The following is a 13,551-nucleotide window of genomic DNA, read 5'->3' as shown; positions in this document are numbered from 1 at the left end:
TTTTTCATGCTTCGTGGCAAGTGCCTGGAGGGCCAATGCCAGTCAGTCAGCCTTGGGGCTGCTTTGCAGCCCTCACAAGTCCCCGTGGGAGCGAGCTTGCTCGCGAAGGGCCGCAAAGCGGCCCTAAAACCATCCACTTCAGTGTGTCAGGCAAGCCACGGATTTAGGTTTTGCGACGGCTTCGCCGCCGTTCGCGAGCAAGCTCGCTCCCACGGGGCTTTGTGGGGCGAGCTCGTCGGAGTGCCGAACTGTCGCGAAGGGCCGCAAAGCGGCCCCGAATGGCTTAGAAGTCCCCGCGCAGGGTCAGCATGTAGCTGCGTGGTGCGCCGAAGATGTTGCCGCGGTCCAGGCCCGGTGCAGCGAGGTAGTAGCGGCGGTCGAAGAGGTTTTCACCGTTGACCGCAACGGTCCAGTGCTCGTCGAGCTTGTAGGCCACGCGGGCGTCCCAGATGGCCCGGCCACCGACGCCGTATTCGGCACCGTTGCTCCGGTTGCTGAAGCCCGATTGCGCGGACACGCCGACACCGGCCGAGACGCGGTTCCATTCGCCAGGCAGGGTGTACATGGTGTTTGCCCGGGCGATGTGCTTCGGCGTATCGGTGGTCAGCGGCGACGCCGAGGAGGAGCTGGTCAGGTTGTAGGTGTAGCCGGCCATGACCTGCAGGCCAGGCAGGACTTCACCGCTGGCTTCGAGGTCGATGCCCTTGCTGCGCTGGGTGGTGATGTTGACGTAGCAGGTGCCGAAGGAGTCGTTGGTGGTGCAACGGCCGCTGTTGGCGACGTCTTCGCCGAGTACATCGTCCTGCTTGATGTAGAACAGCGCCATGCCGACGTTCAGCTGCTTGTCGAACAGTTCGCCCTTGATACCGGTTTCATAGCTGGAGCCGACCGCTGGATCCAGCGGCGAGCCGCCGACGTCGCGGTAGTTGGCCTGGGGCTTGAAGATGTCGGTGTAGCTGGCGTACCAGCTCCAGTTCTCGTTGATGTCGTAGATCAGCCCGGCGAACGGGGTGAACTCGCGGTTTTGCTTGTTCTTGTAGTCGCCGGTGCCGACCTTGTCGTTGTAGTCGTAGTCGAACCAGCTCAGGCGGCCACCCAGTACCAGGCTCAGCGGCTCGCTCAGGTGCAGGCGGGTGTTGGCGTAGATGCCCTTGCGCTCTTCGGTGGATTCGTTGACCTGCGACCAGGCCGGCTTGGCCGGTTTGGCGAAGGCATTGTGATCGACGTCGAACACGTTGACCGGGGTGTTGATGATGCCGGCGGTCACTACGCCGCGCTTGGTCATGACGGTCTGCCGCGACCAGCTGGCACCCATGGTGACTTCGTGGGTCAGGCCGAAGGCATCGAAGTTGCCGACGACGAAGCTGTCCACGCCGTTGCCTTTCATGCTGACGTCGCGGAACTCGACGCCGCGCCAGGTGGTGCCGGTGTTGGTGATCGGGCTGACGCCTGGCGGAACGGTTGCAGTACCGAGGGCCTGTGCATAAGGCACCACCGAGGCGAAGTCGCCTTCGGTGTGGATCAGCGAGGTCTTGCTGGTCCAGCGTTCGTTGAAGCGGTGGCTCAGTTCGGCGAAGACTTCGTCGGTGGTGCTGTCCTTGTAGGCCCAGTTCTGCGACAGGGTGGTGGAACGGGAGATGTCCAGGCCCTTGCCGTTCTTGTAGCGCGGCAGGTCGTAGATGGAGTAGCCGTTCATGTTGCTGGTCTGGCGACGGAAGCTCAGGGCCAGGGTGGTGTCCTCGCTCATGTCGCCTTCGAGGATGCCGTAGAACAGCGGGGTCTGGGTGTTCTGGCCATCGAGGTAGCTGCCGCGGTCCTCGTAGGCGGCGACCACGCGACCGCGCAGGGTGCCTTCATCGTTGAGGCGACCGCTGCCGTCCAGGTCCATGCGGTAGTTGTCCCAGGAACCGGCACGGGTGGTGACCGAGAACTGCGGTTCGTTGGTCGGGCGCTTGCGCACCAGGTTGATCGCACCGCCAGGGCTGCCGGCACCGACCAGCAGGCCGGCGGCACCGCGCAGGACTTCGACGCGGTCGTAGAAGGCCATGTCCAGCGGCATCCAGCCGGTGAGGTTGTAGGACTGGCCGGGAACGCCGTCCATCATGAAGGACTCTTCGCCCAGCACGAAGCCGCGGGACTCGTACTGGTGGGAACCGAAGTTGCGCTGGGTGAACGACAGGCCGGGGGTCTTGGACAGGACCTGGTCCAGGTTGTTGAGGTTTTTGTCGTCCATCAGCTTGCGGGTGATGATCGACACCGACTGCGGGGTTTCCCGCAGGGTGTGCGCGCCACGGCCGATGGTCACCGCGCCGGTGGTGTAGGAGCCGGTGTTCTCGGTGGTAGTGCCGAGGGCGTGGGAGTTGATCGCCGTTGGCGCGAGGTTGATCGCAGCCGACGAATCGTTGGCAACCAGGCTCAGGGTATTGCCCTGCACGCTATAGGACAGGCCTGTGCCGGCAAGGACCTGGCCGGCGGCTTGTTGCGGGGTCAGGCGGCCACGCACGGCAGCGCTGGTCTTGCCGGCCAGGTCCTCGGGGCTGGCCAGCACCTGCAGATTGGCCTGCCGGCCCAACTCACTCAAGGCTCCGGCCAGGGGTTGGGCCGGGATGTTGAATTCCACTTCCTGGGCCTGCACCTGGGCGGCGAGGGGCAGGGTCAGGGCCATGCCGATTGCGGCCAGTGAAGGCTTGGCACGGAAGGCACGGCGCATCAGCAGGGCGGTGCTGAGCGGCGTGAGTCGGGACGGTGTGTGCATGGAGGAGAACTCGTTCTGATAGTTGTGTGTCTGGGGTGGGCGACGGCCATGGGCAGCGGCTCGTTGGCAGGAAGTGCTCTGTGAAATGGCTGGCAGCCGGGCACTTTTCTTGAGGTCGAGCGCGTTTCGTCGTTGAAGAGAACGAGTTGCACCTGCACGGATTTAACGGAATTTTCACTTTCTCGCGGATCGTGAAAACTGCCCGGGAGTTCGGGCATTTTTTCCGGAGAGTCGGTTTGATGGCGTCTTTTTATTGACGCGGATGGAGGGCCTAGAACTCGCCGCGCAGAGTTGCGGTATAGCTGCGAGGGCTGCCGAACATGTTGCCGCGGTCGATGGCATTGGCCGAATAGTAGTACTTGCGATCCAGCAGGTTTTCCCCGCTCACGCCAATGGTCCAGTGCTCATCCAGTTTCCACGAGGCCCGCGCGTCCCAGATCGCCCGCCCTGGCGAACCGTAGCTCTGGCCCTGGCCGTTGTCCCAGTAATAGCCGGACTGGGCGGAGACACCGCCGCCCAGGGTCAGCCGGTGCCAGGCGCCGGGCAGGGTGTAGCTGGTGGTCAGTCGCGCCAGATGCTTGGGAGTTTCGTTGGAGACCGGGCCGCCCGCGCTGCTGCGGGTGGTGTTGAAGGTGTAGCCCGCCAGCACCTGGAGGCCGGGCAGGACCTCGCCGCTGACCTCGAAATCGACCCCACGGCTGCGCTGGGTGGTGCCGTTGACGTAGCAGGTGCCGGTGGGGTCGTTGGTCAGGCACTTGTCGAGGCTGGCCGTGTCGAGGGCAGCAACATCGGACTGGTTGATATAGAACAGCGCCAGCGACAGGTTCACCCGCCGGTCCAGCAGTTCGCCCTTGATCCCGGTTTCGTAGTTGCTGCCCACCGCCGGGTCGAGCGTCGAGCCGCTGGAGGTGCGGTAGATGCTTTGGGGCTGGTAGATGTCGGCATAGCTGGCGTACCACGACCATTGCTCGTCGAGGTCGTAGATCAGGCCGGCGAAGGGCGTCAGCCGGTGTTTCTGGTTAGCGGTGAAGTCGCCGGCGCCCAGCTTGTAGTCGACGTCGTAGTAGTACCAGCTCAGGCGCGTGCCCAGCACCAGGGTCAGGGGCTCGGCCAGGTGCAGGCGGGCATTGGTGTAGAGGCCGGTGCGCTGGTCCACCGACTGGTTGATCGAGCTCCAGGCGGGGCGGGCCGGCTTGGGAAAGGCGCTGTGATCGACATCGAAGATATCCACGGGCACGTTCACGCTTACCGGTGCACGTTTTTCCAGCACGTCCTGGCGCGACCAGTTGGCCCCGAGGGTGATCTGCTGGGGCAGGCCGAACCAGTCGAAGCGGCCTTCGATATGGCTGTCTATCCCGGTGCTGTCGATCTCGGTATGGCGGAACTCCACGCCCCTGAATGCGGTTCCGCTTTGGGTGACCGGGTCCACGGCACCACGGGCATAGGCCACCGCCAGGTCGAACTCGCTGCGGGAGTGGATCAGCGAGGTCTTTGCGCTCCAGTCGTCGTTGAAGGTGTGGGCCAGTTCGGTGAAGGCCTCGGTGACCTCCGCGTCATGCTGGTTCCAGTCCTGGACCAGCGCAGTGGAGCGGGAAATGTCCAGGGAGCTGCCATTGGTGTAGCGCGGCAGTCCATAGATCGAGTAGCCCTTGAACCGTCCCGACTGGTAGCGAAGGCTGCCGGTGAGCACGGTGTTCTCGTTCAGGTCGGCGTCGACGATGCCGTACAGCAGCGGCGTGGTGGATTTTTTCTCGTCGATGTAGGAGGCCTTGTCCTCGTAGGCGGTGATGAAGCGTCCGCGCAGGGTGCCTTCGTCATTGAGCTTGCCGCTGCCGTCCAGGTCCAGGCGGTAGGTATCCCAGGAGCCGGCGCGGGCGGTGACCGTGAAGCGCGGCTCGGCGGTGGGGCGCTTGCGTACCAGGTTCACCGCGCCCCCCGGGTTGCCGGGGCCGGTCAGCAGGCCGGCGGCGCCACGCAGCACTTCGACCCGGTCGAAGATGGCCATGTCCACGGGCAGCCAGGCGGTGATGTTGTAGGCCTGGCCGGAAATGCCGTCCATCAGGTAGCTCTCGTCACCCAGCACGAATCCGCGGGATTGGTAGAGGTGCGAGCCGAAGTTGCGCTGGCCGAAGCTCATGCCCGGGGTCTGCGCCAGCACCTGGTCGAGGCTGGTGAGGTGCAGGTCATCCATCACCCGGCGGGTCATGACGGTCACCGACTGGGGCGTTTCGCGCAGGGTCTGCGTCGATTTGCCGATGGTGATCGCCGAGGCGGCGTAGGCGTTGCTGAACTCGCTGGTCGCATCCAGGGGTTCGGCGCTGATCGCGGTGGGTTCCATGTCCAGGGTGGTGGACGAGTCGGCCATGCCCAGGGTCAGGGTGTCGCCCTGCAGCAGGTAGTCGATGCCGCTGTTTTTCAGCAGCAGCCGGGCGGCCTGTTCGGGGGTGTAGCGGCCGTGCACGGCGGGGCTGGGCAGGCCCTGGATCTGCTCGGGATTGACCAGCACCTGCAGATCGCTTTGCCTGCCCCACGCTTGCAGGGCGCTCCATAAGGGTTGCGCAGGAATGTCGAAGTCGACTTCGGCGGCCTGGGCCAGGCAGTGCTGGGGCAGGGTGAAGAGCGCGACGGCGGCTGTCAGGGCGGGTTTCCTTACCCGCAGAACCAGCTTCAGCACTAACGCAAGAGGGGATGAAGAGGGCCGGGATGCCAAAGTAAATGATATCCATTTGTGTGGAGTATCACATTCTGGCATGTGATGGCACTTACCTACCACCACCCGCCCTGGCAGCCGGTCCGAAAGGCGCCGCTGCGGATCGGACCGCAGCGGCGGGAGGTTCAGGCGGTAACGGCGCTGTCCTCGACCTGTTCGACGGTGATGCACCCGCCATGCATGCGCACCAGTTGGTCGGCGACCGGGAAGTAACGATCGTCGTGGGAGATCACGATGATGGTCTTGCCCTGCTGTTTCAGCTCCGGCAGCAGCTCGGTGTAGAACACCCGGCGGAAGGCTGGATCCTGGTCGGCGGCCCATTCGTCGAACACCAGCAACTGGCGTTCGTCGAGCCAGGCGCTGATCAGCGCCAGGCGCTTGCGCTGGCCGGTGGACAGGTCGGTGGTGGTGAAGGCGCCATCACGGATGCCGACCTTGTGCGCGATGTCCAGGCGTTCCAGGTATTTCGTCGCGTCGGCGGTGACCGGCGCGTCGCCCGGCAGCGGCTCGTCGAACAGGTAGTAGTCGGCAAAGATGGTGGTGAACAACTGGCGGTAGTCGTCCAGTTGCTCGGCAGCCAGGGGCTGGCCGTTGAACAGGATCTCGCCCTGCTGCGGCGGATACAGGCCCAGCAGCAGCTTGATCAGGGTGGTCTTGCCGCCGCCGTTCTCGCCGACGACGAAAACGATGTCGCCCTGCTTGATGCTCAGGTTGACCGGGCCGAGATGGAAGGACTCGACGCCGTCCACCGGCGGGTAGTCGTAGCGTACCTGGCGCAGTTCCAGGCTGTGCATGCTGCCCAGGCTCGACGGCCGGTCCTTGACCAGCAGGTGCGGCTCCGGCGAGGAGAACTTCCACGACAGTTCGGCGATGCGGCGCAGTGCGATCTTGGCCCGGGAGATGATCGGCAGGGCAGTGATCAGGCGCTCCAGCGGGCCTTTCATGTACAGCATCACCAGCACGAAGCCGCCCAGCACGCTCTTGTCGGTGGCCGGCCACAGGGCCTGGAAAGCGATGGCGATGCCGATCACCGCGAAGAACAGCATCGAGCCGAAGGTTTCGGCGCTGACGAAGATGTTCGCCGCGCGGATGTTCGAGGTGCAGATGCGCTCGGTGGTGCCGTGGATCTGCTCGTCCAGCAGGTGCTGGCGGCGGCGGCGCTGGATGCGCAGTTCCTTGGCTCCGGCGGACATCGCCTGGTAGTGCTTCTGCAGTTCGTCCTCGCCGTCGCGGGCGCGCAGGATGCTGCGCATGCCGGCCTGGTGCGCCAGGTACTGGGCGCCGCTGCCGATGATCACGGTGAGCAGGGTCAGGGCGAGGATCTGCCAGGACAGCAGGGCCAGGTAGCTGAGGCAGCCGAGGGTGACGGTGAAGGCGATGACCATCGGCGCCACCGACAGGGCGAAGTTGCTCAGGGTGGTGACGTCGGTCATCAGCACCGGGATCAGCCGGTGCGCGCGGTAGCGCTCGAGTTGTTCGATGGGCGCGACGAGGATCTTCGCCGCCAGATCGCGGCGCAGGTTGGCCACCACGCGCTGGCCGACCCGGTTGCTCAGCAGGCTGGACCCGGTGGAGCAGGCCAGGGTCAGCAGGCACAGGCCGGCGAACAGCAGCGCGGTGTCGGTGCCGGGGCCGCCGTCCTGGGTCATGGCGCGGTTGATGGTGGCGAGCAGGCCGGTCACGCTCAGACCGCTGACGATCCCCAGTACCGTGGACAGAAGCACCAGCCACCAGTAGGGCTTGAGGATTCTCAGGGTTTCCCGGGCCAGGCTTTCAGTCTTGAGGGTCATGCGGTTCTCTCGGATTGCGGGCAAACGGGCTCTGCGCCGTCAGGGAGTGGACGAGCTTGCGCGGCGGAAATTTAACGCCGGCCAGGCTCGCTGCCGCAGGTCGGGGAAATGAATTCTGTCGTCGAATCGGGGGCTGGCGGTTTCAGTGATCGGCGAGGTGTTGCACAATAGGCGCCTTTCCGTTTCTCCCCCTCAGGATCTGCAATGTCTAAGTCAACCGTCTGCGGTGCGCTCGGGCTGGCCCTTGTGCTGGCGGGTGTCGCCGGTTGTTCCTCGAAAAAGGCCGCTATCTACGAGCACGAGAACTTCGACGATTCCGGTACCTTCTCCCGCAGCTTCCCGGTCAGCGAGGCCAGCTCCTGCGAAGCGGCGCGCCGTGCGCTGTTGAGCCAGGGCTACATCATCACCTCGGCCGACCAGGGCCAGGTCAACGGCAACAAGAGTTTCCAGCAGACCGGCGACAGCCACCTGCAGATCAGCTTCAACGTGACCTGCGCCAACGATATCGGCGGCGATGGGCGCTCGACCATGTTCGCCAACGCCCTGCAGGACCGTTATGCGCTGAAAAAGTCCAATACCTCGGCCAGCCTGGGCGTGGGCGTGCTGGGTTCGGTATCGATGCCGATCGGCTCCACTGACGATTCGATGGTCAAGGTGGCCAGCGAGACGGTGACCGCGGCGCAGTTCTACGACCGTTACTTCGCCCTGGTGGAAAGCTTCCTGCCGAAGGAAAGCCCGAAGAAGGCAGTGGCCCCGGAAGCGGCCGCGCCTGCGAAACCGGCTCCCGCGCTGGGTGTGCCGGAGAGTGCGGTGGCGGCTCCGGTTGCGCCGCAGGCGGAAAGCCTGGTCGCGGCGCCGGTCGCCCCGGCTGCTGCTCCTGCCCCGGCCCAGGTTGTGGAAGCCCAGCCGGCGCCGGTGGTGGACGACAGCCAGGGCTCGCAGCCAATCGCGCCGCCTGCCGAAGCTGCACCGATCACCGCCGAGCAGGCTGCGCCGGTGGCGGCGGAACCGACCACCCCGGTGGTCAACGAACCGACCCCGGAAACCCCGCAGGCCCCGACCAGCGGCGAGACGCCCGCGGCGCTCTAGCCCGCGGGATAAATCCTGTTACACCTGCTACGTTTATTTTCGTACACGCTGTTGTCATTTTTCCTTCACCGGTGCACTTTAGGGTGAATCACGACACAGAAACGATCAGACGAAGAAACGGAGCAGACTATGGACGACTATCAGGAAGAACTTCTCGAATTCCACGCCTCGGAGCTGGACTCCCCGGAGCCGGCGGACGATGCCACAGAGCTGTAAAGGGATGTCTGCACCGTGAAGGGCCGGTTTTCTAACCGGCCCTTTTTTATTGTTACGGCGTTAAGTCTGTGAGGGGCTAGGTGACCGACAGCGGATTTTTGCTGTTGCTGAAGACCTCATCGCCGGCAACGCCGGCTCCCACAGGGTTCTGGGCCAGGCCATAGTTCTGTGCTCGGCGCGGTCTCTGTGGGAGCTGGCGTTGCCAGCGATGAGGCCCGCGGGGTCTGCGCTGTCCTTGAGTTATTCCCCACGCCGCTGACTGCGCCGAAACTCCCCCGGCGTCACCCCGCTCCAGCGCTTGAACGCGCGCTGGAACGCCTCGGCCGAGGCAAACCCGAGCAAATAGGCAATCTCGCCAAACGCCAGCTCGGTATCGCGGATATAGCTCATCGCCAGGTCCCGTCGGGTGTCATTGAGGATGGCGCGAAACTGCGTGCCTTCCTCGGCCAGCTTGCGTCGCAGGGTCCAGGTCGGCAGTTGCAGGCGCCGCGCGACTTCTTCCAGGTCCGGCTCGCGCCCGCCATTGAGCAGCGGGCCGAGCAGGTGGGCGATACGCTCGCCAAGGCTGCGGATGCGCGTGCGTTCCTGCAATTCCTGCTCGCAGAGTTGCAACAGGTGCTGCCAGGTACTGGGGCAGTGGGCCGGGTTGCGCAGGTCGAGGGTGGCGCGGCCGAGGCGCAGTTGATTGTTCTGCGCGCCGAACTGCACCGGGTGCAGGCTCAGGGCCTGGTAGCCCTCGGCATAGGCGGGGCTGTCGAATTCGATTTCCAGGCGCTCGGCCTGCACGGGCTGGCCGATCAGGTCCGACAGTTGCGCCAGCCAGCCGGACAGCACCGAGTCGACCACGAAGCGGTTGTAGGCGTTGTACGGGCTGATCGAGTAGAAGCGCAGCCAGGCGCCCTGGCTGTCTTCCTCGAAGCTGGACTGGCCGCGGTAGTTGGCGGCGTACAGGGGCTCGAAGCGCAGCAGGGTGCGTGCCGCTTCACCGAGGGTCGGTGCCTGGGCCGCGCTGATGCCGGCGAGTCCGGCCTGGCCGAGGCGGCTGAAACGGCCCATGTGCAGGCCCAGGGCCGGTTCGCGGGCCTGTTCGATCGCGGCATGGCCGAGGTGCATATAGCGGGGGATCGACAGGCGCGCACCGGCTTCGCCCAGGCGCGCCGGGGTCAGGCCGTAGCGTTCGAGCAGCGGGGCAGGGTCCTGGCCGAGTTCGCCAAGGGCCCGTTCCAGGCTCTGGATAAAGCCGACCGAGAGATCGCCAAGCCGTACCCGTGGTCGGTTCATCGGTTTACAGCCACAGGTTGAGCAGGCGCGCGCCCTGGCTGGCGCTGGCGTGGTAGAGGGCGTTGAGGTTGGCGAAGCCGAGGCCCTCGGCACGCACTTCCCAGAACTGTCCGCGGAGGAACACGCTCATGCTGGCGATTCCGGCCGGCACCGCGGTTTCGCTGAGGTGGTACCAGGCCTGCTCTTCGCTGGTTTCTCCGGGTTGCAGGTCGAGCTCCGCCGAGCGTGGCTGATGACGGTTGCCGCGCCATGGTCCTTTCCAGTCGCCGACGAAGGCCGGGTTGGCGATGACCTGCACATTCTGCGCGGCCAGCTGTTGATAACTCGAGGGGTACCAGGCATCGCTGCCCAGCAGCACGCCGAGGCGTCCGGCCGGGGTGTCGACCACCTGTGGCGGGTAACCCGTGCCGGGTTCGATGAAGCGGCGCACATTGCTGTCCGGGTATTGCTGGCGATGCACCTGGCCGAGTACCGCGCCAGTACCGGAAAACACCAGGCTGCTGTTGTACAGGGCACCGGACCCGGCGCGCAGCACGCCATGGTCGAGGTAAGGCTCGGGCAGCACGATGGAGCCGGCCACCAGGGTCACGCCGAACTCCCGGGCCAGGTCGCCGAACAGCTTCTGGTAGTCCGCCGCCATTTGTCCGGCCTTCATGCGCAGGTGGGCGTCGGCGCGCCAGTCGTCGCCGGTGGCGCTGTAGCTGGCCAGGCCGTAGCGCAGCGGGTTGCTCAATTCCAGCCACTGGTAGGCCTCGCGCAGGCGGGTGACCTGGTACATCTCGCGCTTTTCGCCCCGGGCCCACAGCCAGGTGCCGATATGTTCCGGAAGGATGACCACGGTGCGCTCGTTCACCAGCCCCTTGACCCGTGCCTGTTCCAGGTAGGCGGCGAGCTTGCGGTGCAGGCGGGTGAGGTTTTGATAGTCGCCGGGGTAGAGCTGCGGCTCGATGCCGAGCAGGTTGCCCTGGCCGCTGGGCACGCCCTGGTCGAGTGCCAGTTCGACGCGCAGATCGGACAGGTAATGACCCTCGGGGCGCTGTTCGGCCCAGAGCATGTAGCCGCCGAGGGCGGCGAGGAGGACCAGCGCCAGGGCGCCGGAAAGCAGTTTGCGCATGAAGCGGACAACGCCGGGAAGGAATTCGCCCCTAGGGTAGTCGCCCCGGTGCGTTTGGATCAATAACTTGTCACTTTCGATCATTGAGCGACACGGGGTCGGCCTTTAATGTCGGCTCCAGACAAATCGACGGGGCCCGCCGCCTGGCCGGACGAGGTACCCGCATTCCGTGATTGAACCGCCGTGGAGATCATCATGACCGCCGCCCAATACCCGCACCTGCTTGCCCCCTTGGACCTTGGCTTCACCACCCTGCGCAATCGCACCCTGATGGGCTCGATGCACACCGGCCTGGAAGAACGGCCCGACGGCTTCGAGCGCATGGCTGCCTATTTCGCCGAGCGCGCTCGCGGTGGCGTCGGCCTGATGGTGACCGGTGGCATCGGCCCGAACGTGGAGGGCGGCGTGTACTCCGGCGCGGCCAAGCTGACCACCGTCGAAGAGGCGGAAAAGCACAGGATCGTCACCCAGGCGGTGCATGAAGCCGGTGGCAAGATCTGCCTGCAGATCCTCCACGCCGGGCGCTACGCCTACAGCCCCAAGCAAGTGGCACCGAGCGCCATCCAGGCGCCGATCAACCCGTTCAAGCCCAAGGAACTGGACGAGGAGGGCATCGAGAAGCAGATCGCCGACTTCGTCACCTGCTCGCAACTGGCCCAGAGCGCCGGCTACGACGGCGTCGAGATCATGGGTTCGGAAGGCTACTTCATCAACCAGTTCCTCGCCGCCCACACCAACCAGCGCACCGACCGCTGGGGTGGCAGCTACGAGAACCGCATGCGCCTGGCGGTGGAGATCGTCCGCCGCGTGCGCGAGGCGGTGGGGCCGAACTTCATCATCATCTTCCGCCTGTCGATGCTCGACCTGGTGGAAGGCGGCAGCAACTGGGACGAGATCGTGCAACTGGCCCAGGCCATCGAAGGCGCCGGGGCGACCATCATCAATACCGGTATCGGCTGGCACGAAGCGCGCATCCCGACCATCGCCACCAAGGTGCCGCGGGCGGCGTTCAGCAAGGTCACCGCCAAGCTGCGTGGCGCGGTAAAGATCCCGCTGATCACCACCAACCGCATCAACACCCCGGAGGTCGCCGAGCAGGTGCTGGCCGAGGGCGATGCCGACATGGTCTCCATGGCCCGGCCGTTCCTCGCCGACCCGGACTTCGTCAACAAGGCCGCCGCAGGCCGCGCCGACGAGATCAACACCTGCATCGGCTGCAACCAGGCCTGCCTCGACCACACCTTCGGCGGCAAGCTGACCACCTGCTTGGTCAACCCGCGTGCCTGCCATGAGACCGAGCTCAACTACATCCCGGTGACCAAGGTGAAACGCATCGCCGTGGTCGGTGCCGGCCCGGCTGGCCTGGCGGCGGCTACCGTCGCGGCCGAGCGTGGTCATCAGGTGGTGCTGTTCGATGCTGCCGAGCAGATCGGCGGCCAGTTCAATGTGGCCAAGCGCGTGCCGGGCAAGGAAGAGTTCTACGAGACCCTGCGCTACTTCGGACGCAAGTTGCAGACCACCGGCGTCGAACTGTGCCTCAACACCCGGGTCGATGCCGCGCAACTGGCGGCGGGCGGCTATGACGAAATCATCCTCGCCACCGGCATTGTTCCGCGCCTGCCGGCGATTCCGGGGATCGACCACGCCAAGGTGCTGACCTACCTGGACGTGCTGCTGCAACGCAAGCCGGTCGGCCAGCGGGTGGCGGTGGTCGGGGCCGGCGGTATCGGCTTCGACGTCTCCGAATTCCTCGTGCATGAAGGTGTCGCCACCAGCCAGGACCGCGCGGCGTTCTGGAAGGAATGGGGCATCGATGGCGCCCTCGAAGCCCGCGGTGGTGTCGCCGGGATCAAGGCCGAACCGCATGCCCCGGCGCGTCAGGTGTACCTGCTGCAGCGCAAGAAAACCAAAGTCGGCGACGGCCTCGGCAAGACCACCGGCTGGATCCACCGTACCGGGTTGAAGAACAAGCAGGTGCAGATGCTCAACAGCGTCGACTACCTCGGCATCGACGATGCCGGCCTGCATATCCGCATCGGCGAAGGCGAACCGCAGGTACTGGCGGTGGACAACGTGGTCATCTGCGCCGGCCAGGACCCGCTGCGCGAACTGCATGATGGGCTGGTGGCGGCGGGGCAGTCGGTACACTTGATCGGTGGTGCCGATGTCGCGGCGGAGCTGGATGCCAAGCGGGCGATCAACCAGGGCTCGCGGTTGGCGGCGGAGCTTTGATCGCTGGGGCCGCTTTGCGGCCCTTTCGCCGGCAACGCCGGCTCCCACGGATTCGGCGGTGTACGCGATCCTTGTGGGAGATTCTATGGTGGCAGGCAATCGGATCGCCGCCCGGCCGAATCCCCCAAGGTTCTGGGTCGGCCACGGTATCTGTGCTCGACGCGGTCCCTGTGGGAGCTGGCATTGCCAGCGATGAGGCCATCAGCATCAACTCTCAAATCTGTAGAGTCGGCGGCATGCTCAACCTTCCTCAAGGTCCTTGCCGGTAGAACAGTAGGTCGCGAGTTTGGGGCTGCTCATAAGCCCCCCACTCATGGCGCAGTCCTCGATTCCAGATCCATATCCGCAGGCCATTTCACCTTGG

At 65.3% G+C, this 13,551-nt stretch carries 7 protein-coding genes; 2 read left to right on the top strand and 5 right to left on the bottom strand.

What is annotated here, in order from left to right:
• Window positions 1-283: 283 nt before the first annotated feature.
• The 3 genes from ACODSK_RS23600 to ACODSK_RS23590 form a co-directional block, all read right to left on the bottom strand.
• A complete protein-coding gene (locus ACODSK_RS23600) occupies window positions 284-2,755 on the bottom strand; it encodes a TonB-dependent siderophore receptor (protein ID WP_489019504.1) in 2,472 nt (823 codons plus the stop codon).
• Window positions 2,756-3,026: 271 nt separating this feature from the next.
• Window positions 3,027-5,429, bottom strand: a complete 2,403-nt coding sequence (locus ACODSK_RS23595) for a TonB-dependent siderophore receptor (protein WP_489019503.1) — start codon at window positions 5,427-5,429, stop codon at window positions 3,027-3,029.
• 161 nt (window positions 5,430-5,590) lie between these two features.
• A complete protein-coding gene (locus tag ACODSK_RS23590; protein WP_489019502.1) occupies window positions 5,591-7,255 on the bottom strand; it encodes a cyclic peptide export ABC transporter in 1,665 nt (554 codons plus the stop codon).
• Window positions 7,256-7,459: 204 nt separating this feature from the next.
• Between ACODSK_RS23590 and ACODSK_RS23585 the strand changes: the two genes are divergently transcribed.
• Window positions 7,460-8,344, top strand: a complete 885-nt coding sequence (locus tag ACODSK_RS23585) for a DUF2242 domain-containing protein (protein ID WP_489019501.1) — start codon at window positions 7,460-7,462, stop codon at window positions 8,342-8,344.
• A 456-nt stretch (window positions 8,345-8,800) separates the two neighbouring features.
• Here the strand turns inward: ACODSK_RS23585 and ACODSK_RS23580 are convergent, their stop codons facing one another.
• On the bottom strand, window positions 8,801-9,841 hold the full coding sequence (locus ACODSK_RS23580; RefSeq protein WP_489019500.1) for an AraC family transcriptional regulator: 1,041 nt from the start codon (window positions 9,839-9,841) through the stop codon (window positions 8,801-8,803).
• 4 nt (window positions 9,842-9,845) lie between these two features.
• On the bottom strand, window positions 9,846-10,955 hold the full coding sequence (locus ACODSK_RS23575; RefSeq protein WP_489019499.1) for a carbon-nitrogen hydrolase family protein: 1,110 nt from the start codon (window positions 10,953-10,955) through the stop codon (window positions 9,846-9,848).
• Window positions 10,956-11,150: 195 nt separating this feature from the next.
• On the opposite strand from ACODSK_RS23575, the gene ACODSK_RS23570 reads away from it, so the two are divergent.
• The gene (locus ACODSK_RS23570; protein ID WP_489019498.1) at window positions 11,151-13,187 is read left to right on the top strand and encodes an oxidoreductase; all 2,037 of its coding nucleotides are present in this window, start codon (window positions 11,151-11,153) and stop codon (window positions 13,185-13,187) included.
• The last annotated feature ends 364 nt before the right edge of the window (window positions 13,188-13,551 follow it).

The sequence above is a fragment of the Pseudomonas sp. FG98 genome (genome assembly GCF_057808595.1).
The sequence above is the reverse complement of the archived record's forward strand: the minus strand, read 5'-3'. Positions and strand labels throughout refer to the sequence as shown.